Annotated in this window: 17 protein-coding genes and 5 pseudogenes; 12 read left to right on the top strand and 10 right to left on the bottom strand. The window is 60.8% G+C overall.

Features of this window, described 5'->3' with window-relative positions:
• Positions 1-70: 70 nt before the first annotated feature.
• From HIR79_RS11900 to HIR79_RS11890, 3 genes are read right to left on the bottom strand one after another with little or no spacing between them, the layout of a single operon-like run.
• Positions 71-2,458: a tyrosine-type recombinase/integrase gene (locus tag HIR79_RS11900; protein WP_169958525.1), complete on the bottom strand. Its 2,388-nt coding sequence runs from the start codon at positions 2,456-2,458 to the stop codon at positions 71-73.
• Positions 2,449-4,815, bottom strand: a complete 2,367-nt coding sequence (locus HIR79_RS11895) for a hypothetical protein (protein ID WP_169958524.1) — start codon at positions 4,813-4,815, stop codon at positions 2,449-2,451. Before HIR79_RS11895 ends, HIR79_RS11900 begins: the two co-directional genes overlap by 10 nt.
• On the bottom strand, positions 4,812-5,645 hold the full coding sequence (locus HIR79_RS11890; RefSeq protein WP_169958523.1) for a hypothetical protein: 834 nt from the start codon (positions 5,643-5,645) through the stop codon (positions 4,812-4,814). Before HIR79_RS11890 ends, HIR79_RS11895 begins: the two co-directional genes overlap by 4 nt.
• Positions 5,646-5,859: 214 nt before the next feature.
• Between HIR79_RS11890 and tnpA the strand changes: the two genes are divergently transcribed.
• Both tnpA and tnpB (HIR79_RS11880) read left to right on the top strand, forming a co-directional pair.
• A complete protein-coding gene (tnpA, locus tag HIR79_RS11885; RefSeq protein ID WP_169958522.1) occupies positions 5,860-6,219 on the top strand; it encodes an IS66-like element accessory protein TnpA in 360 nt (119 codons plus the stop codon).
• On the top strand, positions 6,216-6,479 hold the full coding sequence (tnpB, locus tag HIR79_RS11880; RefSeq protein ID WP_169958521.1) for an IS66 family insertion sequence element accessory protein TnpB: 264 nt from the start codon (positions 6,216-6,218) through the stop codon (positions 6,477-6,479). The genes tnpA and tnpB (HIR79_RS11880) overlap by 4 nt, the downstream gene beginning before the upstream one ends.
• Here the strand turns inward: tnpB (HIR79_RS11880) and HIR79_RS11875 are convergent.
• The gene (locus HIR79_RS11875) at positions 6,476-6,733 is read right to left on the bottom strand and encodes a hypothetical protein (protein ID WP_169958520.1); all 258 of its coding nucleotides are present in this window, start codon (positions 6,731-6,733) and stop codon (positions 6,476-6,478) included. The genes tnpB (HIR79_RS11880) and HIR79_RS11875 overlap by 4 nt on opposite strands.
• Before the next feature lie 171 nt (positions 6,734-6,904).
• On the opposite strand from HIR79_RS11875, the gene HIR79_RS11870 reads away from it, so the two are divergent.
• The 5 genes and pseudogenes from HIR79_RS11870 (at position 6,905) to tnpC (ending at position 9,891) form a co-directional block, all read left to right on the top strand.
• Positions 6,905-7,165: a type II toxin-antitoxin system Phd/YefM family antitoxin gene (locus tag HIR79_RS11870; protein ID WP_169958519.1), complete on the top strand. Its 261-nt coding sequence runs from the start codon at positions 6,905-6,907 to the stop codon at positions 7,163-7,165.
• A pseudogene (locus tag HIR79_RS11865) lies at positions 7,158-7,422 on the top strand (Txe/YoeB family addiction module toxin). Before HIR79_RS11870 ends, HIR79_RS11865 begins: the two are co-directional and overlap by 8 nt.
• Positions 7,423-7,591: 169 nt before the next feature.
• The gene (locus HIR79_RS11860; RefSeq protein WP_169958518.1) at positions 7,592-7,879 is read left to right on the top strand and encodes a transposase; all 288 of its coding nucleotides are present in this window, start codon (positions 7,592-7,594) and stop codon (positions 7,877-7,879) included.
• Positions 7,880-7,952: 73 nt separating this feature from the next.
• Positions 7,953-8,171: pseudogene (gene tnpB, locus HIR79_RS18670) on the top strand (IS66 family insertion sequence element accessory protein TnpB); the annotation flags it as partial.
• A gap of 174 nt (positions 8,172-8,345) precedes the next feature.
• A pseudogene (gene tnpC, locus HIR79_RS11850) lies at positions 8,346-9,891 on the top strand (IS66 family transposase).
• Between the two features lie 320 nt (positions 9,892-10,211).
• Here the strand turns inward: tnpC and HIR79_RS11845 are convergent.
• From HIR79_RS11845 to HIR79_RS11820, 6 genes and pseudogenes are all read right to left on the bottom strand, one after another.
• Complete coding sequence (locus HIR79_RS11845; RefSeq protein WP_169958517.1) at positions 10,212-10,664, bottom strand: AbrB/MazE/SpoVT family DNA-binding domain-containing protein; 453 nt, start codon at positions 10,662-10,664, stop codon at positions 10,212-10,214.
• Positions 10,661-12,232: a PD-(D/E)XK nuclease domain-containing ATP-binding protein gene (locus HIR79_RS11840; protein ID WP_211620717.1), complete on the bottom strand. Its 1,572-nt coding sequence runs from the start codon at positions 12,230-12,232 to the stop codon at positions 10,661-10,663. Before HIR79_RS11840 ends, HIR79_RS11845 begins: the two co-directional genes overlap by 4 nt.
• A gap of 115 nt (positions 12,233-12,347) precedes the next feature.
• A pseudogene (locus HIR79_RS18830) lies at positions 12,348-12,548 on the bottom strand (hypothetical protein); the annotation flags it as partial.
• A gap of 155 nt (positions 12,549-12,703) precedes the next feature.
• Positions 12,704-12,895: pseudogene (locus HIR79_RS11830) on the bottom strand (IS21-like element ISCARN89 family transposase); the annotation flags it as partial.
• A gap of 46 nt (positions 12,896-12,941) precedes the next feature.
• On the bottom strand, positions 12,942-14,213 hold the full coding sequence (locus HIR79_RS11825; RefSeq protein ID WP_169958514.1) for a type II toxin-antitoxin system HipA family toxin: 1,272 nt from the start codon (positions 14,211-14,213) through the stop codon (positions 12,942-12,944).
• Positions 14,210-14,446, bottom strand: coding sequence for a helix-turn-helix domain-containing protein (locus HIR79_RS11820; protein WP_119023749.1), 237 nt, complete (start codon positions 14,444-14,446; stop codon positions 14,210-14,212). Before HIR79_RS11820 ends, HIR79_RS11825 begins: the two co-directional genes overlap by 4 nt.
• A gap of 496 nt (positions 14,447-14,942) precedes the next feature.
• Between HIR79_RS11820 and hipB the strand changes: the two genes are divergently transcribed.
• The 5 genes from hipB (at position 14,943) to HIR79_RS11790 (ending at position 22,527) form a co-directional block, all read left to right on the top strand.
• Entirely contained in the window at positions 14,943-15,242 is a 300-nt protein-coding gene (gene hipB / locus HIR79_RS11810; RefSeq protein ID WP_502708650.1) for a type II toxin-antitoxin system antitoxin HipB, read from the top strand.
• A 2-nt stretch (positions 15,243-15,244) separates the two neighbouring features.
• Positions 15,245-16,363, top strand: coding sequence for a type II toxin-antitoxin system HipA family toxin (locus HIR79_RS11805; RefSeq protein WP_169958513.1), 1,119 nt, complete (start codon positions 15,245-15,247; stop codon positions 16,361-16,363).
• A gap of 60 nt (positions 16,364-16,423) precedes the next feature.
• A protein-coding gene (locus tag HIR79_RS11800; protein ID WP_249322131.1) for an IS3 family transposase occupies positions 16,424-17,991 on the top strand; the annotation gives its coding sequence in 2 pieces (ribosomal slippage) (positions 16,424-16,889 and positions 16,889-17,991; 1,569 coding nt in all).
• A 681-nt stretch (positions 17,992-18,672) separates the two neighbouring features.
• Positions 18,673-22,146, top strand: a complete 3,474-nt coding sequence (locus tag HIR79_RS11795; protein WP_169958512.1) for a DEAD/DEAH box helicase — start codon at positions 18,673-18,675, stop codon at positions 22,144-22,146.
• Positions 22,147-22,320: 174 nt separating this feature from the next.
• Positions 22,321-22,527, top strand: coding sequence for a hypothetical protein (locus HIR79_RS11790; RefSeq protein ID WP_169958511.1), 207 nt, complete (start codon positions 22,321-22,323; stop codon positions 22,525-22,527).
• Positions 22,528-22,567: the final 40 nt, after the last annotated feature.

Below are 22,567 nucleotides of genomic sequence, written 5' to 3'. Positions count from 1 at the left end.
TCGGATTATTACATGTCCTTTCTGCATATCCGATAATGTCTTTAGTGTTTTTTGTAAGACGATAAAGCCTCTATTTTGCGCTCTTCGGGGCCAGAATGTCTCCATGAATCAACCCCAGCGTATGTGCATAGTTTTCCAGTAACGTTGTGGGGTCGCGGTGTCCGATCCACTTGGCTACATGCAGAAGAACGGTGCCCCTTGCCAAGGTGTCAGTCCCTTCGGCACCACAGAAATATTCTAGCGTATCTTGAAGAGTCTCCGGCTGGAACATCCAATGATGCCGATGCTGAAGAGTATCCGCAAACCCCGGATGCTTCGCCGCATGCAGGCGAAGTAGCGCCCACGAGACAGCCGCATGGCGCAGGCTATGAAAATCTATATCTTCACCCAGGCGATATCGCAATTCCTCAATAGCTAGTGTGATGAGGTGGCGCCGCCTATAGGCATCAGGAGAATGGCGCGGTCCAAATAGCGCGATATCCGGAAGTGCGGTGTCACTGCATGACTGCTTTCGTTTTCCAATCCACCCTCTTAGCCCACTGATTACCGCAAGAGGTGCCATGATATGCAGAGCTATACGGCGTCTCGCAGCTGCCGTCTTTCCGTCGAGAATATCTACCCAGCATCGGCTTCTTCCGTTTTCATTGGCGGAGCATATCTGGATATCACTGAGCGTTAGCGACTCGATTTCTGAGGCACGCATGCCGCCATAGAAGCCGAGGGCTATCACCAACGCCTTCATCTGATTTGAAGAGCCGTCGGATATTTCGTTGGTGAGTTCTTCCCAGATGATATGCATATGATCAGGTGTTATAATCCGTGTGCGAAGTACGCTGGGTGTGAGGCTGTTAGTGCGTTTTGGCAGCGTGACCTCTTCCAGTAGACCATGCTGTTTGCAGAATCGAATAAACCCTCTCATTGAGCCTCGAAACGCGTCGAGTGTCGATTCCGACCAGTGGCTACCCTCCCTGGCCGCTATTTCGAGTTCCATCACGACCTCATCGTCCCAGTCGTTCAGGTCAAGCACGGCATCATGAAGCAGGAGCGTGATAGGAGTCAGGCGTGATAAATACGTCTTTGCCGTGCTGATCGTATTCCCCTCCGTGCGCAGTTGATGATACAAAAAATGCAGCAGCCAGCTAGGGTAGTGTCCGGCGAATCCGAGTAAATTTTCGAGTTGATTTTCATACTTAATAAGTAGCGATTGCATATCGATATCGTGCTTCTTGGCCTTGACCGACTTTTTCGATAGACGCCCCGTTTCAGAAAGAAACTGCTGCAGTATATTTTTTACCCGTCGGCGCCAATCCAGCGGAAGATGGTCAGTATCAATCCTATGCACCCCTGCGGGCCGTGTTGCCGGAATGGTGGCGGAAAACTGAGCAGTGTCTGCTCCAGGCGGTAGATTGTCGACCTCTGAGTCCCGTTCTAGGAGGAGAGGAGGACGATGCCGACGCTGGCGATCAGGAAGCCTCCCCTTTAGGTTTCCTGGTGAGTAGTGGTGTGCATTGTGCTGCCCTAATCGAAGGGGTGTGGGGGTGCAGGTGGGTAACGGATAGTCGCGCAATAACGTGCTCCACAGCGGGGGTATGCCAGAGATCACCGCTACATGACGGCATGGTTGAGTTAGCTGCGACCAGCGCTGGATATGCGCAGTCACGCGACGCGACATGAGCTGCGGGTCCTTCAATAGCTGACGAGCCGCCATTTTCACGCGTTTGCGAAGTTCATGTGGCCGCTTTTTCAATGGCAGCGTCAGCGCCTTGTCATCGGGGGCGAACAACCAGGCGTCTGAGCTGCGGTGCTTCCCCCGTGTCATGATGGCTCGTAGGGGGACCCACAGGGAGTCAGGAAGGGCAATTCGGTAGTGCCCGTCATCCGGACCGGCAGCATCCGCAGAGGAAGGGATGGCCAGCGTGCGGTTCGGCTTGTCGATATGCTGAAGTGTCAGCTGCGACAGTGTGCCCAGCATGACCCGTTCGCTCATGCCGAGTCGCGTCATCAGGCGAATTGCCATCACCAGTAACCAGGCGTCACCCGTGCTCGTTGCTCGGCACCAGCTGAGCAGGCTGCGATCCAGCTCCTTCATCTCCATGGCGGAAGTCAAGAGTCGCGAAGACGTGGGCAAGGCGGTCGGGCGGTGTGTCTGTACCGGTTCGGGGATGAGCACTGCGCTAATATCGGGCAGTGTGTTCATCTGAGCCAGAATGCGGTTAATGCGCTTTCTGGCGATAGTGTGCCTGATTGGATTCCCGGTAGCCTTACGATGCTCCATTAGTCCCTTGACGAGATGGCTTGCGTCATTTTCGCCCAGGGAATGCGGGGGAGAAGGCGTCATCATACCGTTGAAAATGGCCGCTACGGCCCATTCAGTATCAGGTAATGAGCGCGGGGCCACGAGTGGGTTGTTCTCGGCTTTCCAAAGGCTGATGAGCTGTTCCGCGTTGTTCACCACCATGGTAAGAGTCTCCAGTTGAGGGGGCGGTAGCCACACTGGCTCAGCCACTCGGTGAGGGCTCGGCGCAATTCATGTTGCTGCCCGAGCGTGGCCTCGGTGCGAGGCGATGAGAGCATTCGACCGTGCCGCGTATGGCCGAGGAGGTGGTCAACCACAGCATCTGGGCAGTGCTCGCGTAGCCAGCTGGCCGTCGAGTGGCGACACACATTATTTGGCCAGGTTGCCAGCGGAGGCAGGGAGGCCATATCCTGCCAGCGCATATCCCGCAGGGTCACGGACCTCCCACTCCGCGAGGGTGTCATCCAGTGTGGTGTCTGGACCTTCGCGGTTCTCTGATCATCCAGTCGCATGTGACCTTCGGCCACCCGAGTCAGGATGGCTTTCGTCCACTGGTGATAGGCCTGGAGGCTGTTACGGATGGAGGCCAGCAGTGGAATGACGCGCGACTCGTGACCCAGTGCAGATGCCTTGTCGTCTACCCACTGCAGTTCGCCCGCCAGGCAATGTTCGCTGCTGGGACCGATAGGACGTGCCCCTGAGGCGAGGTGCCAGGCGAGAAGTTCATGGGATGACACTAACTGGTGAAGGGTCGTAACAGCTGTCAACGGTACCGGCTCACCTGTCCACCATCTCGCTAATTCGGCGCCGGGGTCCTTCATGGCGTCGCGTAACCACTGAAACAGCTCGGCGAAGGCGCTCGCCGGTTGGGCGACTCCCGAACCTGCCAACGCCATGCAGCCGTGTAGTATCAGCATGGGAGTGTTCGGCTGTGGTGACGATGCAGGGACTTCCCAGCCGAGCTGTCGCAGCACTTGCTCAAAAATTTCTTGGTGCTCTGCTCGCGGAATACGTCGGTAGGCGGCGGGTGCTGCCAGACCGAGCCCGAACTGTCCAGAGAGTGAGGCTGCCGCCACGTCATCACGCGCATCGGGGCGGCAATACAGCCAACTGCTGGCACTGAGCCGATGAGCGGTAGGGGTAATGCCGGGGGAGTCTGCGAACATCCGGCGCAGTTGCTGGTTCAGTGAGGCACCCACGCCCTGAAACGGCCGCCGGGGAAAAGGCACCTCGAGACCCGTCAATGCCGAGGCCAGCGACGCCGGCAGTGCTAACATCACCCATGTGGCCGCTGGCGACGTGTCGCGTGGCACCGGCCCGTCCAGCAGGCGATAGACAATAAGCTGATGCTCGGGCAGCCAGTAGGGTCGTTCATTGGTGCTGGTAATGATCGCCTCGAGGTCGCAACTCTGCTTCACCGCGAGGCTAGCCAACCTGGCAGGAGGCAGCCCGGTACTTAGCAACAGCGTGGCAAACAGTTGGCAGACCGGTGTCAAGCAGCTCGACATCACTCGGTCTACCTGATCTGGGGTGAGGCGGGCGAGGTCGGTGACGCTCTTAAGCGAGGTTGTCGGTGCGCCGGCCATCCATCCTCTGACCAGTCGGCAATCATCTGCTGGTGTCTGCATCGAGGGTGTCGGGCGATACAGGATGAGCGTTTCGCTCGTCGATTCATTGGCGCCATGGCCGTCCGGCGCCGTCTTTGCCTGCATGCCCATGTCGCGTAAGCTGGTGTCGACCATCGTGTCACGTGAGTATATTGCCCGTGTGGTACTGCGGCGGGTTGTGCGGGGGCGCATCGACTGTTTTGCCAGCTCTGAAACACGTTCTGCGTGCCACTCATCCTTTTTGGTAGTGCTTCTAATCTCGCCTCCACGCCCGCCACCACCACTCACCATTCGTTGTTGCTGGATTTTTCCCGGCTCAATTTCACCTTTTATAATCATCTCGAAGTGTTCGATTTTACTGGCTAGTTTTTTGTCAATTAGCCCATAAAATGCGTCTTTATGAACGGCGGCGAGCAGTGCCTTCTCGCGAGTTAATGATGCTGATTTTGGCTGCCATCCTGATGCAATGACGGCCATCATTACATCTCGTGTATCTACGACATGCTGATAAAATCGATGTCGTGACACAAGTCTTCCTGATGCGACCTCCTGGAACAAATTGCTGAGGGCTGTCCTTGAGAATTGGCTGGCATGACACTGTAAATTTCCCAGTTTTTTTGGATGTGTGAGAGCATAGTAAACTGGAAAGTAGCTACCGGTGCGCTCAGGAGTTGCCGAACTGATATCAACTGACTCCCGAATGGCGTCGAGACTCCCCGCGCTGACCGTGATGCCATGATCCGCGGCATAGAGGGTTGATGCAGCGGTGAATGCCTCAAAATACAGGGGAGGTTGGGCATACGCGACGATGGAAAGGATCTTATTGTTTTCACCAGGGTCAAGCTCGAGGACGTCTACGGCTTCTGCCCAGTTAGCCCTGATTTCTGCCGGGTATTGGACTCCATAAGTCATGCGTCTTCCTCGATAAGTGCAAGGTGAAACTGGCGGTCTTCACGGCGATTTGTTGAGGTGTAAATGGTCGGTGACAGAGATCCGGGTGAATGAGTAGCATCGCTTAAACTCGCCTCCTTTGGCGGGCTGTCACAGGAAGAGCTGCCGGGCACTTCTGCGATTTTATGCTTAATTTTTTCCTTGATTTCCGTTGGCATTATGAGGGGGTTGTCTGTTGATTTGTTGGCTGGTCTAGTCGACTTTACATTGCCGAAATTTTTTTTTGAGGTGGCATTTTTCAGGCTGCGAATGGATCGCTCGGCTAGGTTGGTGGCCGCAAACAGCACTCGGTAGTGCCGGAGTTCGAGGGACGTCCTGTTAAACAGTTCCTGGGAGATGGCTGTGTAGAGAGCCCGGTCGGCTTTCAGGGTGTCGGCGGCGATATCTGCCAGGCTGTTTTCGTTTGAATCTTTCTTGCGATAGTGCAGCGGTTGCAGTTGTCCATAAATGAAATTCAGGGTGCGAAGTGACATGTCCAACGTGGTCGATTTTAGCGCATAGACCACGAGGCTGTTTGGCACTTGAGCCCGCGCGTCACCGCTCGATTGCAATTGTGCTATGACAGCATCGCGATTCAGGAGGATCTCGCCGCTCTCGGCATGTACCAAAATCACTGGCGGGTGGTTGAGCATCTGAGGTGTGGGATCGTCAGACACGCTGCCAAGATCCTGAGGACCGAGAATGTCCTGGATAGTGCGAGTCTCCAGCGTCGCCGGAAGAGTGAGCGGGTGCGTCGATAGTGGGCGCACCTGTAAAAATACGTTTAGCGTTGCTAGGGCGTTCTGGCTCATGGGTTGCTCCGAGTGTGAGATAGCCATGTCCTATCTACAGGGGCCCAAAAATGGCTTTTGTCGTTAAGAAGCAATTTTTTTTCAATCCACGCCATTCGGAGCGGGTGGGCTAGCAGGCTGTCGGTTTTTTGTAACGGGCCGATGAGCACGCCTCCGCGGTACCCTCTGGCCAGCGACATTAGGTGCCCATCTATTGTTAAGTGGGCACCTATTCATGACATCCCCCAACACCGAGCGTGAGATCCGTCGCCGCCGTCGCTACGCCCCATCGTTCAAGGCCAAGATCGTCGCGGCCTGCCTGGAGGGCGACGCGTCGATTGCCCAGGTCGCGTTGCAGCACGGGCTCAACACCAACCTCGTCCAGACCTGGATCCGCAAGGCCAAGCGACAGCGCCAACTGTCCGCCGTGCCGGATTCTGTGCCCCTACCGCCACCGGCCGACCTGCCAACGACGCCTGCCACTGCCAGCGAGATCTGCATTCAGCTGCCGTCGGCGAGTGGCACGATCAGCGTGCATTGGCCCGTCGCCGAGGCAGCTCAGTGTGCCCACTGGCTGAAGGGGCTGCTGGGATGATCCGCATCGACGAGATCTGGCTGGCCACCGAGCCGCTGGACATGCCCGCCGGCCCGGACACGGCCCTGGCTCGCGTGGTCAAGGTGTTCGGCGCGGAGCGCCCGTACTGTGCTTATCTCTGCGCCAATCGTCGCGGCAACCGGATGAAGGTGCTGGTGCACGACGGCCTGGGTGTCTGGCTGTTCGCCCGGCACCTGAACCAGGGCAAGTTCCACTGGGCCGGTAACTGGCACGGTGATCGCGTCGCGCTCTTCCCCTAGCTGGTAACGGCGCTGGTGCAGGGCCTGCCCTGGCAGGCTCGAGCGTTGAGCCGGGCGCAGCGCCTGGCCATGATATGGCAGTTGGGGTGACAGCCCGGCAGGTCGAGGCTCACCAGCTCGGGACAGTCGATGACGTCCAGATAGCACAGCTCGGTCGACACCACCGTCAGCGAGCTACTGGCCTGACCCCGGAGCACGCCGCCGCCCGAGTGATCGACCTCCACTGGCACGGCATCATTCACGGAACACGACATCGTCTTCCTCCCGGTGCAACTGGGACGGCGTAGCAGGGGAGGGCGACACGGCTTGACGGACATTCGAAAGGAAGGGGGCAGCCCTCGTCAATCGACAACATGTACACCATACTGAACATGTTCGATGGCTATACTATGGTGAGCTCAATGCAATGGCCGTGGAGAAGTGCCATGAGGGTCGTGTCCTTTACAGAAGCAAGAAACGGACTAAAGAACGTGCTGGACAGTGTGATTAACGATGCCGATACGGCTATTATCACACGTCGAGACTCTGAAGATGCCGTCGTGATGTCACTCGATTACTATAATAGCCTGATGGAAACCGTGCACCTGCTTCGCTCTCCTGCGAATTCGGCACATCTGAACAGGTCGATCGAGCAGTACCGTTCAGGAAAAGTCGCTGAACGTAGGTTGCTCGATGACGATGAGTAATCGACTCCTGTGCTGGACGGGTGAGTCATGGAGTGACTGTGTCTATTGGCAAAATAAAAATAAGAAAACACTTAACTGAATCACTAGGTTAATCGCAGATGTCATGAGCTCGCCGTTTGAAGGTATTGGTGAGCCCGAGCCACTAAAGGAGAATCTGTCTGGGTTTTGGTCTCGCCGTATTGACGAGTCAAATCGACTGGTTTTATGTGGTGGCGGAGCCTTCGATTACGATCATCTCTTGCAGGTACCACTACTGAATCGTGGTGGTTTCTCGCAAGTTTTGCGTGCCAAAAGCCCTGGCAACGTCAACGTTGTCAGGGCTTTTTCAAAGCCTGCCACAGTTCTGAATCCCTGACGACGTAGTTCTGTAACGGGCCGGTGAGCACGCCTTCCGCGAACACTCTGACCAACGACATTAGGTGCCCATTGATCTTACCCAGCACCGAGCGTGAGATCCGTCGCCGCCGTCGCTACGCCCCATCGTTCAAGGCCAAGATCGTCGCGGCTTGCCTGGAGAGCGACGCGTCGATTGCCCAGGTCATGTTGCAGCACGGGCTCAACACCAACCTCGTCCAGACCTTGATCCGCAAGGCCAAGCGGCAGTGCCAGCTGCCGGCCGTGCCGGATTTTGTGCCCCTGCCGGTGCCGCCACCGGCCGACCTGCCAACGACACCTGCCACTGCCAGCGAGATCTCATTGAGCTGCCGTCGGTGAGGGGCACGATCACGGTGCGCTAGCCGGTGAGTGAGGCCGCTCAGTGTGGCCACTGGCTGAAGGGGCTACCGGAATGATCCACATCGACGAGATCTGGCTGGCCACCGAGCCGCTCGACATGCGGGCCGGCCCGGACACGGCGCTGGCCCGCGTGGTCAAGGTGTTCGGTGCGGCGCCCCCGCACTGTGCCTATCTCTTCGCCAATCGTCGCGGCAACCGCATGAAGGTGCTGGTTCACGACGGCCTGGGTGTCTTGCTGTACGCCCGGCGCCTGAACCAGGGCAAGTTCCACTGGGCCGGTAACTGGCACGGCGCTGGTTCAAGGCCTGCCCTGGCAGCGTCTCGGCGCCGGTGGGGTGATCTCCGTGGTCTGATGCCTCAGGCTGGGAGCGGCATAGCATCTCCCACCTCGCTATTCGCGGATGCGCCAATCCCACGGTCACCGGCGGGCTGGCATGCTCGGCGGATGACCATGCCGCCCGATCTGTCCCAGCTCACCCCCGATCAGCTCCGCCACCCGGCGACCACGCTGATGTCGCAGGTGGAAGAAAGAGATAAGGCGCTCCGCCACAGCGAGCAGATCAACCAGAAGCAGACCTATGAACTGGTGCTGCTCAAGCGCCACGCCTTCGGTAAGCGCAGCGAGCAGCTCAACGTCCTGCAGATCAGCCTGCTGGACGAGGTGGTGGATGCCGCCATCGCCGCCATCGAGGCCGAGCTGGAGGACCTGGCACTCACCTCCACGCCAAGAAGTTCCTCAAGCGCACCCCCTTGCCTCCCGAGCTGCCGCGCATCGAGATCCACCATGATCCGGAAAGCGAACATTGAGCCTGCGGCTGCCAGCTGCGGCGGATCGGCGAAGAGATCAGTGAGAAGCTCGACTACACGCCGGGCATGTATCACGTCGAGCGTCATATCCGTGGCAAGTGGGTCTGCGACCAGTGCGAGACACTGACTCAGGCACCGATGCTCGCACAGATTATCGACAAGGGCATCCCCACCGCCGGCCTGCTGGCCCAGGTGTTGATCGCCAAATATGCTGATCACTTGCCGCTCTATCGCCAGGCGCAGATCTTCAGCCGCGCCGGCGTGGCGATTCCGCGCTCCACCCTGGCCGAATGGGTCGGCATCTGCGGCGTGCGGCTCCAACCGCTGATCGATGCCCTGCGTGACCTGCTGCTCCGCGAGCCGGTGCTGCATGCCGACGATACGCCGGTGCCGATGCTCGCCCCGGGCAAGAAGAAGACGCACCGCGCCTACCTCTGGGCCTACGCCACCACGCCCTTAGCCGGGTTGAAGACAGTGGTCTACGACGTCAGCGACGGATGCGGCGGCCAGCATGCCCGCGACTTCCTCGGCGACTGGCGGGGCAAGCTGGTGTGCGACGATGACAGCGGCTACAAGCAGAGCTTCGCCAACGGCGTCACCGAGATCGGCTGCATGGCCCACGCCCGGCGCAAGATCGTCGATCTGCACGTGGCCGACAAGAGCCAGATCGCCGGTCAGGCCATTGAGCTGATCGGTCAGCTCTGCCAGGTGGAGCGCGAGGCCCAGTCACTGAGCGCTGAAGAGCGCCAATGACTCCGAGAGACCCGGGCGAGGCCCATCGCTGAGGCACTGCACCGCTGGATGTTGGCTCAGCGAGAGAAGGTGCCGAACGGTACAGCCACCGCCAAGTCGCTGGACTACAGCCTGAAACGTTGGGCGGCGCTGACGCGCTACCTCGACGACGGCGGGTTGCCGATCGACAACAATCGGGTCGAGAACCTGATTCGCCCCTGGGCGTTGGGTCGCAGTAACTGGCTGTTCGCCGGGTCACTGCGCAGTGGCCAGCGCGCCGCCAACATTATGAGCCTGATCCAGTGCGCCTTATGCCGTGCACGGCATAATGCGCCAAGCTGAATGGCCATGAGCCCTACGCCTACCTGAAGGACGTGCTGGAACGGCTGCCGACCCAGAAGGCCAGCCAGCTCCACGAACTCCTGCCTCACAGCTGGCAACAACCCGGCTGATCATGCGCCGGCGGTGATGCCCGGCCGGTTACGAACATCAAGCATCAAGGCATCATCCAGTTGAAGGCGGAAGGGCTGTCCGTCTCTGCCCATGGAGGCTTGCGTAAGTCCGGCACATCGCCGGTTGCTGCCTGAGAAGTGGGAAGCCTCGCCCGTGGCGCGTTAGCGCTTAGGGTGGGGAGCAGTCACAAATGCTTCTAGCTGGTCGTGTAAAAGAGCGGTTGACAGAGGGGACCCTCTTTGAGCCGACCTTCAGCTCCTGTATTGAAGAGTAGTAAGCTCAGGCGTTCGGCAACGTCAGCTCATCCCGTATTGCTCGCTCACCACTCTTCTCGTCCCACATCTGGCATGGCCCGCCATTGCCGGAGTTCTTCAGAGTCGGCGGCATTTGGATCACACTGGGTCAGCAATTCATCCAGGGTATATGGGCGCTTCGAGACCGGCAGCGGTTTGTCTAGATGCGCCGCTTGCTCTGACACGGCCTTGCGAAGCCAAGCTATGACCTCTGCCTCTATCCGCTCGTTTTCTTCAGGGCTCGCCAAGACGACCTGATTACCCTGTCGCTGCAAAAAGAAGGCGGCAGGGATCGTGATGGCGTAGCCGCCACGTAGATAGGCCACGATATCGCCGCTGAGCTCCGGCAGATAAGCGCGGTCGCTTTGCAGGCACTCCAGAGCCTCGCGAAACGTTTCTACTGGCTCGGGGAAGCGGTCGCGGAGATCGAAAACACGGTAGGCAAATATCATCCCAAGCGGATCGTGTGTCGTTGTCATGGCGGGCTCTCCGTCTCGGTATCAAACGCCACGATCTGCCGCTTCTCCCGGGAGAACTCCACCCCGATTAGGTGAATCGGCTTGCCGGTGGCGCGGTACTTGTCGGCATAACCGCGGGCCTGGATCTGTTCCAGCGCCTTGCCCTCGGGTAACTGCTCTACCACCTTGAATTCGAACAGGTAGAGGTGGCCGAAGGCTTCTACGGTCATGTCCACCCGACCGTGATGGCTGGCGTCTTCTACGGTGATGTCGAGTCCCAGGGCGGCGAAGTGGCTGTAAAAAACGCTGGCATAGTGGCCCTCGTACCTGGCGATCGGGTTGTTGCGGTACCAGTCGTGGGGCAGGCCGGCATAGAGGGCCTTGAGGTGTGCCTCCAACCCTGAAAGGTCGTTTGCCTGAAGGCATTTGAACAGTGTCAGGCGCTGCGGGGCTGCATGCTCTATCCCCAAGGCGGGCAGTAAGGCCTGGTTGAGGCTGGATTCCACTTCCCTATTGGGATAGCCCAAGGTATATAGCCAGTAGCCGGTTATAGGCTCTTCGACTTGGTGGACCGTCAGATAGCCTGTCTGGAAGAGCAACCCCTCCGTGCTGATCTGGTCCACGTCGAACCGTCCTAGCAGTTCGGCCTCCGTCTGTAGTTTCTCCAGTTGAGGTGTGAATACGCCTCGCTCGGCGAGCAGGTCGACCAAAAACGTCGGCGTGGCGGTTTCAAACCAGTAAGGCGCAAACTTGCGTTTCTGGAGGAGCAGTAATACGTCGAAGGGGTTGTAAACGGACATGACGTCATGCCCACCCCAACGATAGCCGTTGTACCAGCGGCGGATATCGTCACGTTCCAGCCCAGCCAAAGCGGGGGCAAAGACCCTGCCGATGTCGTCGTCGGTATAGCCGCAGATCGTGCTGAAGGGGGCATCTAGGGTGATATCGTTGAGGTTGTTGAGCCCCGAGAACAGGCTCACCTTGCTGAACTTGGAAACACCCGTGATCAGCACCAGCCGCAGGTGCGGGTCGGCGTCCTTGATCACGCTATAGAGATTTATCAGCCCCTCACGTAGCTCGCGCGCTTTTTCGGGCGCTAGCAGGTTGTCGAGGATTGGCTTGTCATACTCATCGATCAGCAACACAACCGGTTGGCCCGTTGCCTGGTGCGCCAGCTCCAACAGGTCCGAGAACTCACCGGGAATATCTGTCTTGGGAGTGGTGGGCAGGTCAAGGTACTCGCGGCTCTTGCGCAGTTGGTGGCGAATGCGCTCATCGAGTTCCTCGCGGGTGCGCATCACACCGCTGCCAAAGCTGAGGCGGATGACAGGATGTGTCTGCTGCCAGTCCCAGCGGTCATGGATGTAGAGCCCTTCGAACAGCGTCTTTCGTCCCTCGAACAGGCAGCGAAGGGTATCCAGCAGCAGGCTCTTGCCGAAGCGCCGGGGACGGGAGAGGAAGTAGTACTTGTTCTGCTGGACCAGGCGCTCGATCACCGGGGTCTTGTCGACATAGTAGTAGCCCCCGTCGATGATCTCGGAGAAGGTCTGGATCCCGATGGGCAAGCGTTTCTTCCCGGTGACGGACAAGGCAACCTCCTGCGAGCGAGAATGGTAGGTGGCGATGATGGGGAGCATAGCATGCGAGGCCGAGTGGTACGCCGATGCCTGGTGAGCGGGATCTACGCACCGGCCCCGGCGGGCCGATGAATGCCAGGTTCTCGTGGTCATGGAGGAAGGCGAAGTCCAGCAGGGTGTAGGTCTGGCGCAGGGTGATGGTGGTCTGGTGCCGATAGTCGAATCCCTCCAGCCGCTTGTCGCTGGGGAAGCCGGCCTGTCGACGGTTATAGGTCGATGCGCTTCGCGTTGCGGGGCTGGCGCTCGTGCTTGGCCCGCAGGTAGGCAAAGGCCAGCTAGGAGACCTCGTTGGCCTTGGCCTGGGCCAGCAGCTCGGAGAGGTCGCTGGCAATGGCGCTGTGGCGCAGGCTGCGGTAGCGCCCGGTAGTCGGCTCAACCTGCCCCATGGGTCACCTCCTGCTGGCCGTTGGAGCGGTCAAGTAGGGCGTGCCCGTAGAAGCGCTGGCTCACCTCCAGCTCGCGGAACTGCTCGCAGATCACCACCATCTTGGTCTGGTCGTAGACGCACTCCTTGGGCAGGCCGCCGGCGTAGCGGCATACGTAGACCTCGTCGTGCAGTCGGATGAAGGTGACGGTATCGAGTGGTGACAGGCTGAGACCCACGTAGGTCAATTTGTGTTGTGAGCGCTGGATTTGAGCAATTCTTAGTGCCTTTGGAGGGCTACCAGCGCTGCGCCTTGTTGCATTGCGACTGAATGTGCTGGCGTTGCTGCTGAAGCCTTACCCAGCCATGTTCGCTCAGCCCTGCATCGCTCAAGGCCTGCCGTAGTTCATCGGCCACCAGCAATTCCTGCAGCCTGGCGGCGAGCGAGAGTATCTCGCGACGCACGAAGGGATAACTGAAGCGACACTCCTTGGCGAAGGTTTGCCAGTCGCGGGGCAGCAGTTGCTGAGAATTGAACTGATCGCCGACCGAGAAAGCCAGGTCGCGGTGGTAGCCCAGCACCAGGGTGCCTACCAGGTCGTAGGCGGGGGCGATTTGCCATTGACCTCGCTCGTTCTGTAGGAGCGATAGGTTCTTCGCATGACCATCGGTGTTGCCGACCAAGACATTGAAAATTTGCCAGCGCAGCAGGTGCTGGATCGAGGCGGCACTGGGGCGACAGGCTTGTCGGGCCGTGGCGATGCACCGCCCGAAATGCGGGCCGTCGGGCACTTGGTATTTCTCGATTCGCGAGAGCCCCATGGCCTGACAGAAGTCTTCCTGATGAATGCGGCGCAGCCCCTGGGTGCCGATACCGATTCTGTCGTAGCGTTCCACCAGCAGGTAGGCATGGCCTTCCGCCTGGCCCAGTGTCGTGGTGGGGCAGGCCAGTCCGGCGAGGCGTGCTAGCGTGTTGAGAAAAAGTTCGTTCAAGACGATCAGTTCGCGGCCTTCCACGGCGAACTTGAGAATATGCGAGGAGGGGGTGCCTCCCCGCGGTAGTTTGAGTTCGCCGTTGTCGAGCACTACCGGAATTTTATCCTGCGCACCTGCCAATGAGAGGCGTGGGGGAGGGGCATCGCTTTCGGAGCCCATCAGCGAGTAGCGCTCGCGGTTGGCAGCCCATCGCGCGAGTTTGTCCAGCGCCAGCGGTGTCGTTTCCCATTGGGTGGCTGGCTGCTGCTCGGGCGGAAGAAGGGTGAGTGCGCCGGCGCAGTCGCCACCGATGGCTGCCAGTAGTGCGAAATCGTCGTCGGGGATGGCAAGCCGCTTGAGCAGCGCCATACGGGCTTGCTCTTCGGGTAGCAGGTTGCCGAACCAGCGATGGGCAGTTTGTTCTTCGGGTAGCCAGGTGCGCTTTTCCAGAGGCAGGCTGTTGGAAATGGCGTGGCCGGTGGCTTGCCATTCGCTGTCGTACTCGAAGCCGATTAGGCGCTCGCCGCTACCTCGCCACAGTGTGCCGACCAGGCGATGTTCACGCCAAACGTTCAGAGTATCGTGTCGGCTCATGTGGCGTCTGTCTCGGGCGGTTCGGCGGTCAGTTCTATTCCCAAGGCATCGAGCACCAGCAGCACTCGCACTAGGCTGCAGGTTTCCCGGCCGTTCTCCAATTCGCTGAGAAAACGTATGCTCAACCCGCACAGGCCTGCCAGCGTTTCGAGTGTTAGGTTCTGCTGCTTTCGCGTCTGTCGGATCAGTCGGCCAAGGGTGGCGGTATCGTGAATTGGGGTGCCGGGGCGCATGGAAAGCTCCAATAGTTTTCCCTTTAGGGAAAATTAAGAATCTTCGATGCTGGTGTCAATGAAATTATCCCTATTGGGACAATTTCTTCTGGCTTGTCGAAGTAGGACGCTTTATATCCCGCCAGGGAAAAAATGGCGCTAGGTGAGGGAGCGGCTACGTTACCGACAGGCATGCGAGGCGAGCCGGGCGGGATGGAGGGGTGCTTCAGGTTGCCGGCGGTTAGCCAAGGATGTCGAGCCCGGTGCCCAACTTGGCTTCGACGGCCTGGCCGATGGACAGCAGGCGCGCCTTTTGCCAGGGGCCGGACAGTACTTGCAGATAGAGGAGCATGCCGGCGGCATCGCGACCGACCGGCAGGGTAAGCTTTTCGTGTCGCCTGGGGGGGCAGTTTTACGTGTCGCCTGATACAAGTAGAGGCGTCTGGCAGAGAGGGTGATGGTCAGGTAATGTCCTCGCAGTGTATCCTCTTGCGCGGATAATTTGCTATTATCCCCCATGAGGGATAATTCTTATTCATCCGATGTGGGGGGTAATGTGAAAATCACGTCACCTGACATGCTGGCTCACTCCCTGAAAAGTGCCCGGCGTCAGCTGCAGCTCACACAGCAACAAGCCGCGAAGCAGGTCGGTATCAAACAGGCGACGATATCCGCTTTCGAGAACCATCCTGAGAAGAGCCGAATAGAAACGCTTTTCAAGCTACTTGCCGTGCTGGAACTTGAACTGCATCTTACACCGCGTAACCAGGCAGAAGGAGCGGCAGACAAGAGTCAGAACTGGGATCAGGAGTGGTAGCCATGCCGAACCTGGTCGTTGCAATGAATGGTATTGAAGTGGGCGTTTTGACACTTGCCCGCTCAGGGGCGATGACGTTTCGCTATCTTCCGGAGTGGTTCAACAGAGCCGGCGCGCGCGCCATTTCTCTATCGATGCCGCTGACCCTGTCGGAATATCGTGGTGAGGTCGTCTACAACTTCTTCGATAATCTCTTGCCCGACTCTGAAGATATTCGGGCGAGGATGCAGGTGCGCTTCCAGCTTGCCACTCGGCATCCTTTCGATCTGCTGGCCAGCATCGGCCGAGACTGCATCGGGGCAATCCAGCTGTATCCCGAGAGCAGCATGCTGGAAAGTGTGCGGCAGGTAACCGCAGAGCCTGTGAGCGACCAGGATATCGAGGGGTTGCTGATAGGATACCGTGAAGCGCCGCTTGGAATGAGCCAGCAGAGCGAGTTCAGGATCTCGCTGGCGGGAGCCCAGGAAAAGACGGCGCTGCTCTGGTACGAGGGCAGGTGGCAGCGCCCCAGTGGCAGCACGCCAACCAGCCATATTCTCAAGCTGCCGATCGGCTTTCTGGAACACGGCAATATCGATCTTCGCCAGAGTGGCGAAAATGAGTGGCTTTGTCTTCAGATATTGGCGGCCTTCGGGCTGCCTGTCGCGAAGGCGGCGCTGGCCACATTCGGTACCCAGACGGTTCTGGTAGTCGAGAGGTTCGATCGGCGCTGGTCCGGGCGGGGTGACTGGCTGATGCGATTACCACAGGAGGACTTCTGCCAGGCTCTTGGGGTGGCACCGGCGTTGAAGTACGAAAGCGATGGCGGTCCCGGTATTGCTGATGCCATGCGTTTGCTGCTTGGTTCTCAGGAAGCGGGTAATGATCGCAAACGATTCTTCTATACTCAGATGCTTTTCTGGCTGCTCGCGGCTATCGATGGCCATGCCAAGAACTTCAGCCTGTTTCTCGAACCGGGCAGTGCCTATCGCATGACGCCCCTTTACGACGTGATTTCCGCCTATCCACTGATGGCCCATGGCAGCCTGCCTCGGGAGAGAGCCAAGATGGCCATGGCACTGAAGGGCAAGAGCAGGCACTACCGCTGGGCGAGGATTGAGCCACCCCCAGTGTCAGGATGACTGTCGTGCCCTCTGATACCCTGTTCCTATAAACCGATCAGGGGGCGAAAGGAGACACTCATGCCTCGTTACTCAGAGGAGCGCCGGCAAGCCGTGGTCACCAAGCTGCTGCCTCCCCACAACCTCTCCCCGCAGGTGATCGCGGAGCAGGAAGGGATCTCGCTGGGCACCGTCTACACCTGGCGCAAGCAAGCCCGCGCCGAGGGACGTTGCCTGCCGGACGCGCTGGGCAAAGGCACCGATGGCTGGTCGTCCAAGGACAAGTTCAACGCCGTGCTTGAAACCGCCTCGATGAATGCTCAGGAGACCGCGGAATACTGCCGCCGTCGGGGCATCTTCCCCGAACAGCTGGGGCGGTGGCGGCATGACTGCGAGCAAGCCGCCAGCCTCTCGCACTCGGAACGCCAGCGTGAAGCCGACGAGGCCAAGCAACAGCGCAAGCGCATCAAGGCGCTGGAAAAGGAGCTCGCCCGCAAGAACGAGGCCCTGGCGGAGACCGCAGCGTTACTGGCCCTCAGAAAAAAGGCGAGGGCGATCTGGGGGGACGAGGACGCATGATCAGCACCCCAGATCGCCAACGCGCCATCGCGCTGATCGAAGAGGCCAGGGCCCAGGGGGCCCGCCTGGAGGCCGCCTGCCGAGAGCTGGGCATCACCGCCAGGACGTACCAGCGCTGGACGCGCGGCGGCGAGCTGCACGAGGACCAGCGCCCTTTGGTCGGCCGGCCGGTGCCGGCTAACGCGCTAACACCGGCCGAAGAACAGGAGATCCTCGACGTGTGCCACCGCCCCGAGTACGCCAGCCTGCCGCCAGAGCAGATCGTGGTGCGCCTGTTCGACGAGGAGCAGCGCTACTTGGCCTCATCCTCGTCGTTCTACCGCGTGATGCGCAAGCACCACGAAATGGTGCATCGGGGCCGTGCCAAGCCACCTCAACGCCGCGCCAAGCCCACGACCTACCAGGCCACTGCGCCGAATCAGGTGTGGTCGTGGGATTGCACGTGGCTGGGCGGCCCGATCAAGGGACAGCACTACTACCTGGTCATGATGGTCGACATCTTCAGCCGCAAGATCACCAGTTGGGAGGTGTTCCTGGCCGAGTCGGCCTACAACTCCCGCACCGTACTGGAGCGGGCCGTGCTGGCCGAGCGGATCATTGACCAGCCGCTGGTGCTTCACGCGGACAACGGCAGCCCGTTCAAGGGTGCGACGCTGCTGGAGAAGCTTCACGAGCTCGGCATCACGCCATCCTTCAGCCGACCGCGGGTCAGCAACGACAATCCCTACTCAGAGGCGCTGTTCCGCACCTGCAAGTACCGCCCCTGCTACCCCACTGACGGGTTCGCCACGCTCGACAACGCCCGCGAGTGGGTGGCTGGCTTCGTGCAGTGGTACAACCACGAGCACCGGCACAGCGGCATTCGCTTGGTGACACCGGCACAGCGCCATGCGGGCGAAGATAAGGAGGTGCTGGCCAAGCGCCACGTCATCAATCAGGCGGCGCGTGACGCCAACCCTGCGCGATGGAGCGGCAAGACCCGCAACTGGACGCCGATCGGTACCGTGTCACTCAACCCGGAGCGGGAGCTCCAGGTCACCGTCGCCGAACCGGAAAAACAGGTGGCCTGAATGACCTCAGAGGCGACAGATTCCTTGACAACTACCGGCCACGACACTTCTTCTCTTCGGCAGCGCAGGTCGGCTTTCCCCAGGAGCGCGTGCGTGAGCTGATGCAAGACATTGCTGCGCGCGCGGAGGGCATCGTAGAAGACCTGGCTGGTCGCTTGCCCCCGGAGTTTCCCTCATCGACCTGCGAACCGATCTTCACGGGCGTACTGGCGCAGGCAGAGAGGCTCGGAGCCAGCCTAGCCTAGCCATGCACCAACGCGTGACATGTTCATCCCGGCTTATTCATGAGGCCGCCCCTCGTGCAACGACTCTGTCCGTGTCGAGTCGAGCGGCCACCGCACCACCAGTGACAGCGCTGCTCTGTTGCTGCGTGAAGCCCTCGACAGCAGCAGCGCGATCGCGGCGCTGGAAGACAACCTGGTCGACCGATGCAGTCATATTCCCCTTCCATGATCTCGGAGAAGATCTGTATTCCGATGGGCAGTCGTTTCTTACCAGCGATGGACAAGGCATCCTCCTGCGAGTCCGGCGAGCGAGAATGGTACGTGGCGATGAAGGGGAGCATGGCATGCGAGGCCGAGTGGTACGCCGATGCCCGGTGAGCGGGCGCGTGCCCGGGTTGCAGAGACCCCGTCAATTCGCTCCAATACGTTCCCTGCCTTCACGCCTTGAGGAGCTAGTGTGTTTGACACCCATCCCATCGCTCCCGCCTTGACGCTTTACCACGCCTTGCAAGATATCCAGTGGCAGCGCAGCTTCGATGCGGGCTCCTTGAGTCGCGGACTGGCCTATGCGCGGCAGGGCCGGGTACGAAAGGGCATGCGCCTCGAGCATGAGGGCGCGATGCTGGTGCTTAGGGCCCAGGTGGATGGCAGTGGGCGCAGTCGCTACCTCACCAGACTGGCTGTGAACCCCGATAACCACGGCATGGGCGTGGTCAGTGACTGCAGCTGCCCCGTGGGTCGTCAGTGCAAGCATGCGGTGGCGGTGATCCAGAGCTTCATCGACGACGTAGAGGTCGATGGCATTCCTCACCGGGACGAGACGTCACTGCTGGAGCAACGCTGGGAGTCGTGGCTGGCCGAGCTCCAGTCGCCCCCTGAGGGAAGGCGCTACGCCGAAACGCTGGAGGAAGACTACCGCCTGGCGCTGTTCCTGGAGATCGACGCGAACCCGCGTTCGCCCACCCTCCAAGTATCGCCAGTCTGGGTTCGGCCGACCAAACGGCGTGCACAGGGAAACGGCTGGGTAAAGCCTCGCCCCATCATGGTGCGTCATGGCGGCGGCTTTACTCCAAGACCGCCACAAGCGCTCTCGCTCGATCAGGAGGAGGCCTTGGAGTTGTTGATGCTTGGCGAGCAGCGCCGCCAGTTCTCCAGTGTGGGATACGAGCAGTTGTGGAGTCCGATCATCCACGCTTTCCAGGCGCGCGCACTCTGGTCGCTGCTAAAGAGCGACACGCCGCCTTTGCTCTTTTATCCCAAGCAGACCGGCGCCATGCTTGACTTGGGTCCGGCCTGTCGGCTGACCCTGGCCTGGGAGCCCGACGCCGACGGCAATCAGCACCTCCGCGCGGCCACCGATCCGGCAGACGTGGTCTCGGATGAGGCCGTGATCGTGCGGGCCGGCGCCGAACTCTGCTATCTCGATGAAAGTCGTGGTCGCTTTGGGCGCCTGGAGGGTGACCCCGAGCTGCTGGTGCGCCTTCGCCGAGCCCCGCCGCTGCCCCCGGCGATGAGTGGATGGCTTACCGAGCGCCTGCATCAGGAGCCGGGGTTGTCCCAGCGGTTGCCGGTGCCCCAGGCGGTGGAAGAGCGTACTCTGCGGGGGGTGACGCCACGCCTCAAGGTCACCATGCAAATCGCCACTGGCCAGCTGAGCTATCGCGATGGCGCCATGGTGCCGCACTGGATCGAGGTGGGCGCCGCCTTGGTCGGCTTCGACTACGACGGCATCGACGTACCGCCGGAGGAGGGTGAAAGCGTCCAGGTCTTCCGCCACGGGCAGTGCCTCACCGTGATGCGCGATCCTGAGGCGGAGCGTGTGCTGGTGCGTTCGCTGCCGCCCGGCATGATCACCCTGGAGCGTCTGCAGCAGATCGAGGCGGTACCCGCTCATGTCGATCTTCCCGGGTGGGCGCTGCTGCTGCCCCTGGAGGGCGAGCCGCCGGCAACAGCCGCTGAATGGTCGACCCACCTGGCCGGCCCCGATGACTGGTGGGAGATGATCGCCCGGCTGCGGCAGGCCGGTTGCCTGGTTCACTTCAGTGACGACTTCCCCGAGGAGCCGACATACCTGGAGCCGGAAGACTGGTACGGTGAGCTGGAGCCGGCCGGCAACGGCTGGTTCGACCTGGCGCTGGATATCGAAGTGGAGGGCGAACGCCTCAACCTGCTGCCGATCCTGCGCCGCCTGCTTCGGGATCCCGGCTTCCCGCTGGAGCCGGCCGCTGATGAATCAGAGGACGCCAGCTGGACGCTGCTTCTGCCGGAGAATCGCCGTCTGGTGATGCCGCTCTCGCGCCTGCGCTCGCTGATGGCACCCATCCTCGACTGGTTGAATGATGAGAGCGACCCCGAGGCGGCGGTGCGCCTGCCGCTCACCGCCGCCGAGAAGGTGGCGCCCCTGGCCGAGCATGAGCGCTGGGCGGGGCGAGAAGACGTGACTGCGCTGGCTCGGCGCCTGCGTGAGTTGCCGGCCAGCCTGCCGGCACCGCCGGGCTTAGTTGGCGAGCTGCGTGACTACCAGGCCCGCGGCATCGCCTGGATGCGCTTTCTCTCCGAGCTGGGCACCGGCGGCATCCTGGCCGACGACATGGGCCTGGGCAAGACCGTCCAGGTATTGGCTCATGTGCTCGATGAGCGCGCCCGCGGGGCGCTGACCCGTCCGATCCTGGTGGTGGCGCCCACCAGCCTGGTGGGCAACTGGTGCGCCGAGGCTGAACGCTTCGCCCCCGAGCTCAATGTCGTCGCCCTGCAGGGGGGTAAGGCTCAGCGCGAGCGCCAGTTCGAGGAGGCGCTTCCCAGTGCCGACCTCGCGGTGACCACCTATGCGTTGCTGATCCGCGATCTCGAGCGCCTGCGCGAGCACGACTTCGGCCTGCTGGTGCTGGACGAGGCCCAGGCGATCAAGAACGCCGCCAGCCAGACCGCGCGGGCGGTGCGCGAGCTCAATGTGGCCCGCGCCATCGCCATGACCGGCACGCCACTGGAGAACCACCTCGGTGAGCTGTGGGCCCAGCTCGACGCCGTGGCTCCCGGTGCTTTGGGCAGCCAGCAGTGGTTCGGCCAGCGCTTCCGCACCCCCATCGAGAAAGAGGGCGACGTCGAACTGCGCCACCGGCTCTCCCGGCGCATCGCCCCGCTGATGCTGCGCCGGACCAAGCAGCAGGTGCTCGCCGAGCTGCCGGAGAAGACCGAGACCCGTCGCGAGGTCACCCTGGGCGGCGCCCAGCGCGAGCTCTACGAGAGCCTGCGCCTGGCCCAGCACCAGCGAGTGCAGCAGGCGGTGGCCGAGCGCGGCCTGGCCGGTTCAGGCATCGTGATGCTCGATGCGCTGCTCAAGCTGCGCCAGGTGTGCTGCGACCCGCGGCTGGTCAAGCTGGAGAGCGTGCGCAAGACGAAGCGCTCGGCCAAGCTGGAGCAACTGCGCGAACTGGTGGGGCCATTGGTGGAGGAGGGGAGGCGTATCCTGATCTTCTCCCAGTTCACCGAGATGCTCACGCTGATCGGTGAGGTCCTGGAGAAGGACGGCATCCCCTTCACCACCCTGACCGGCGAGACGCCGGGCAAGACCCGCACGCAGAGGGTGGCGCTGTTTCAGCAGGGCGAGATCCCGGTGTTTCTGATCAGCCTCAAGGCCGGCGGCACCGGGCTCAACCTCACCGCCGCGGACACCGTGATCCACTACGACCCCTGGTGGAACCCGGCGGTGGAGGCCCAGGCCACCGGCCGCGCCCACCGCATGGGCCAGCAGAACCCGGTGTTCGTCTACAAGCTGGTATGCGCCGGCACCGTGGAAGAGCGCATCCTCGACCTGCAGGCGCGCAAGGCCGATCTCGCGGCCTCGATCCTCGAGGGCGGTGCCGAGCACAAGAGCGACGGCCCGCTGTTCGACGAGGAGGACCTGGCGCTTCTCTTTGCCCCGGCAATATAGTGAGATGGGTTAAGAAAAATCCCTCTCTGGTTGTTGGCTGAAGATTTTCCTGCTGAAGTGAACGAAATACCTCGCTTCCCGAGCATGAAGATGAGAAACGTTGGTTATGCGCACCTTCATGGGCACCTAGCGCTGGGCGTCCTGCCGCCGAGGTGCCCGGCGCGCGTCCGGCCGGTGACGCGCCTGACGCGGCTCGAGGAGGAGCTGGCCGTGCCGCCGGAGCGAGCGCCTGCCGATGACGATCTCCTCTCGCATCTGCTGTTTGCTCTGAAGCATGAGGGCGTGGACCTGGCCATTGTTTCCGAGACGCTCCCTTATCTCTCGGTCGAATCGCTAGTTGCGGCACTGGAGGCCTCGGTAAAGGGGCGCACCGCGCCGTGACGCTCCTCGATCCTGCCCTCTCTTGAATGAGTAGGGGGGG

Origin of the sequence: Halomonas sp. PGE1 (genome assembly GCF_013000985.1) — a bacterium.
In the GTDB taxonomy this organism is placed as follows: Bacteria; Pseudomonadota; Gammaproteobacteria; order Pseudomonadales; family Halomonadaceae; genus Halomonas; species Halomonas alkalicola.
The sequence above is the reverse complement of the archived record's forward strand: the minus strand, read 5'-3'. Positions and strand labels throughout refer to the sequence as shown.

Coding starts and splice junctions, on each gene's coding strand:
- HIR79_RS11845 (WP_169958517.1), bottom strand. CDS start 10,664: ATGACAACGACACACGATCCGCTTGGGATGATATTTGCCTACCGTGTT.
- HIR79_RS11875 (WP_169958520.1), bottom strand. CDS start 6,733: ATGTCGTGTTCCGTGAATGATGCCGTGCCAGTGGAGGTCGATCACTCG.
- HIR79_RS11825 (WP_169958514.1), bottom strand. CDS start 14,213: ATGAGCCGACACGATACTCTGAACGTTTGGCGTGAACATCGCCTGGTC.
- HIR79_RS11820 (WP_119023749.1), bottom strand. CDS start 14,446: ATGCGCCCCGGCACCCCAATTCACGATACCGCCACCCTTGGCCGACTG.
- tnpA (WP_169958522.1), top strand. CDS start 5,860: ATGACATCCCCCAACACCGAGCGTGAGATCCGTCGCCGCCGTCGCTAC.
- HIR79_RS11870 (WP_169958519.1), top strand. CDS start 6,905: ATGAGGGTCGTGTCCTTTACAGAAGCAAGAAACGGACTAAAGAACGTG.
- hipB (WP_502708650.1), top strand. CDS start 14,943: ATGAGGGATAATTCTTATTCATCCGATGTGGGGGGTAATGTGAAAATC.
- HIR79_RS11805 (WP_169958513.1), top strand. CDS start 15,245: ATGCCGAACCTGGTCGTTGCAATGAATGGTATTGAAGTGGGCGTTTTG.
- tnpB (WP_169958521.1), top strand. CDS start 6,216: ATGATCCGCATCGACGAGATCTGGCTGGCCACCGAGCCGCTGGACATG.
- HIR79_RS11895 (WP_169958524.1), bottom strand. CDS start 4,815: ATGACTTATGGAGTCCAATACCCGGCAGAAATCAGGGCTAACTGGGCA.
- HIR79_RS11900 (WP_169958525.1), bottom strand. CDS start 2,458: ATGGTGGTGAACAACGCGGAACAGCTCATCAGCCTTTGGAAAGCCGAG.
- HIR79_RS11890 (WP_169958523.1), bottom strand. CDS start 5,645: ATGAGCCAGAACGCCCTAGCAACGCTAAACGTATTTTTACAGGTGCGC.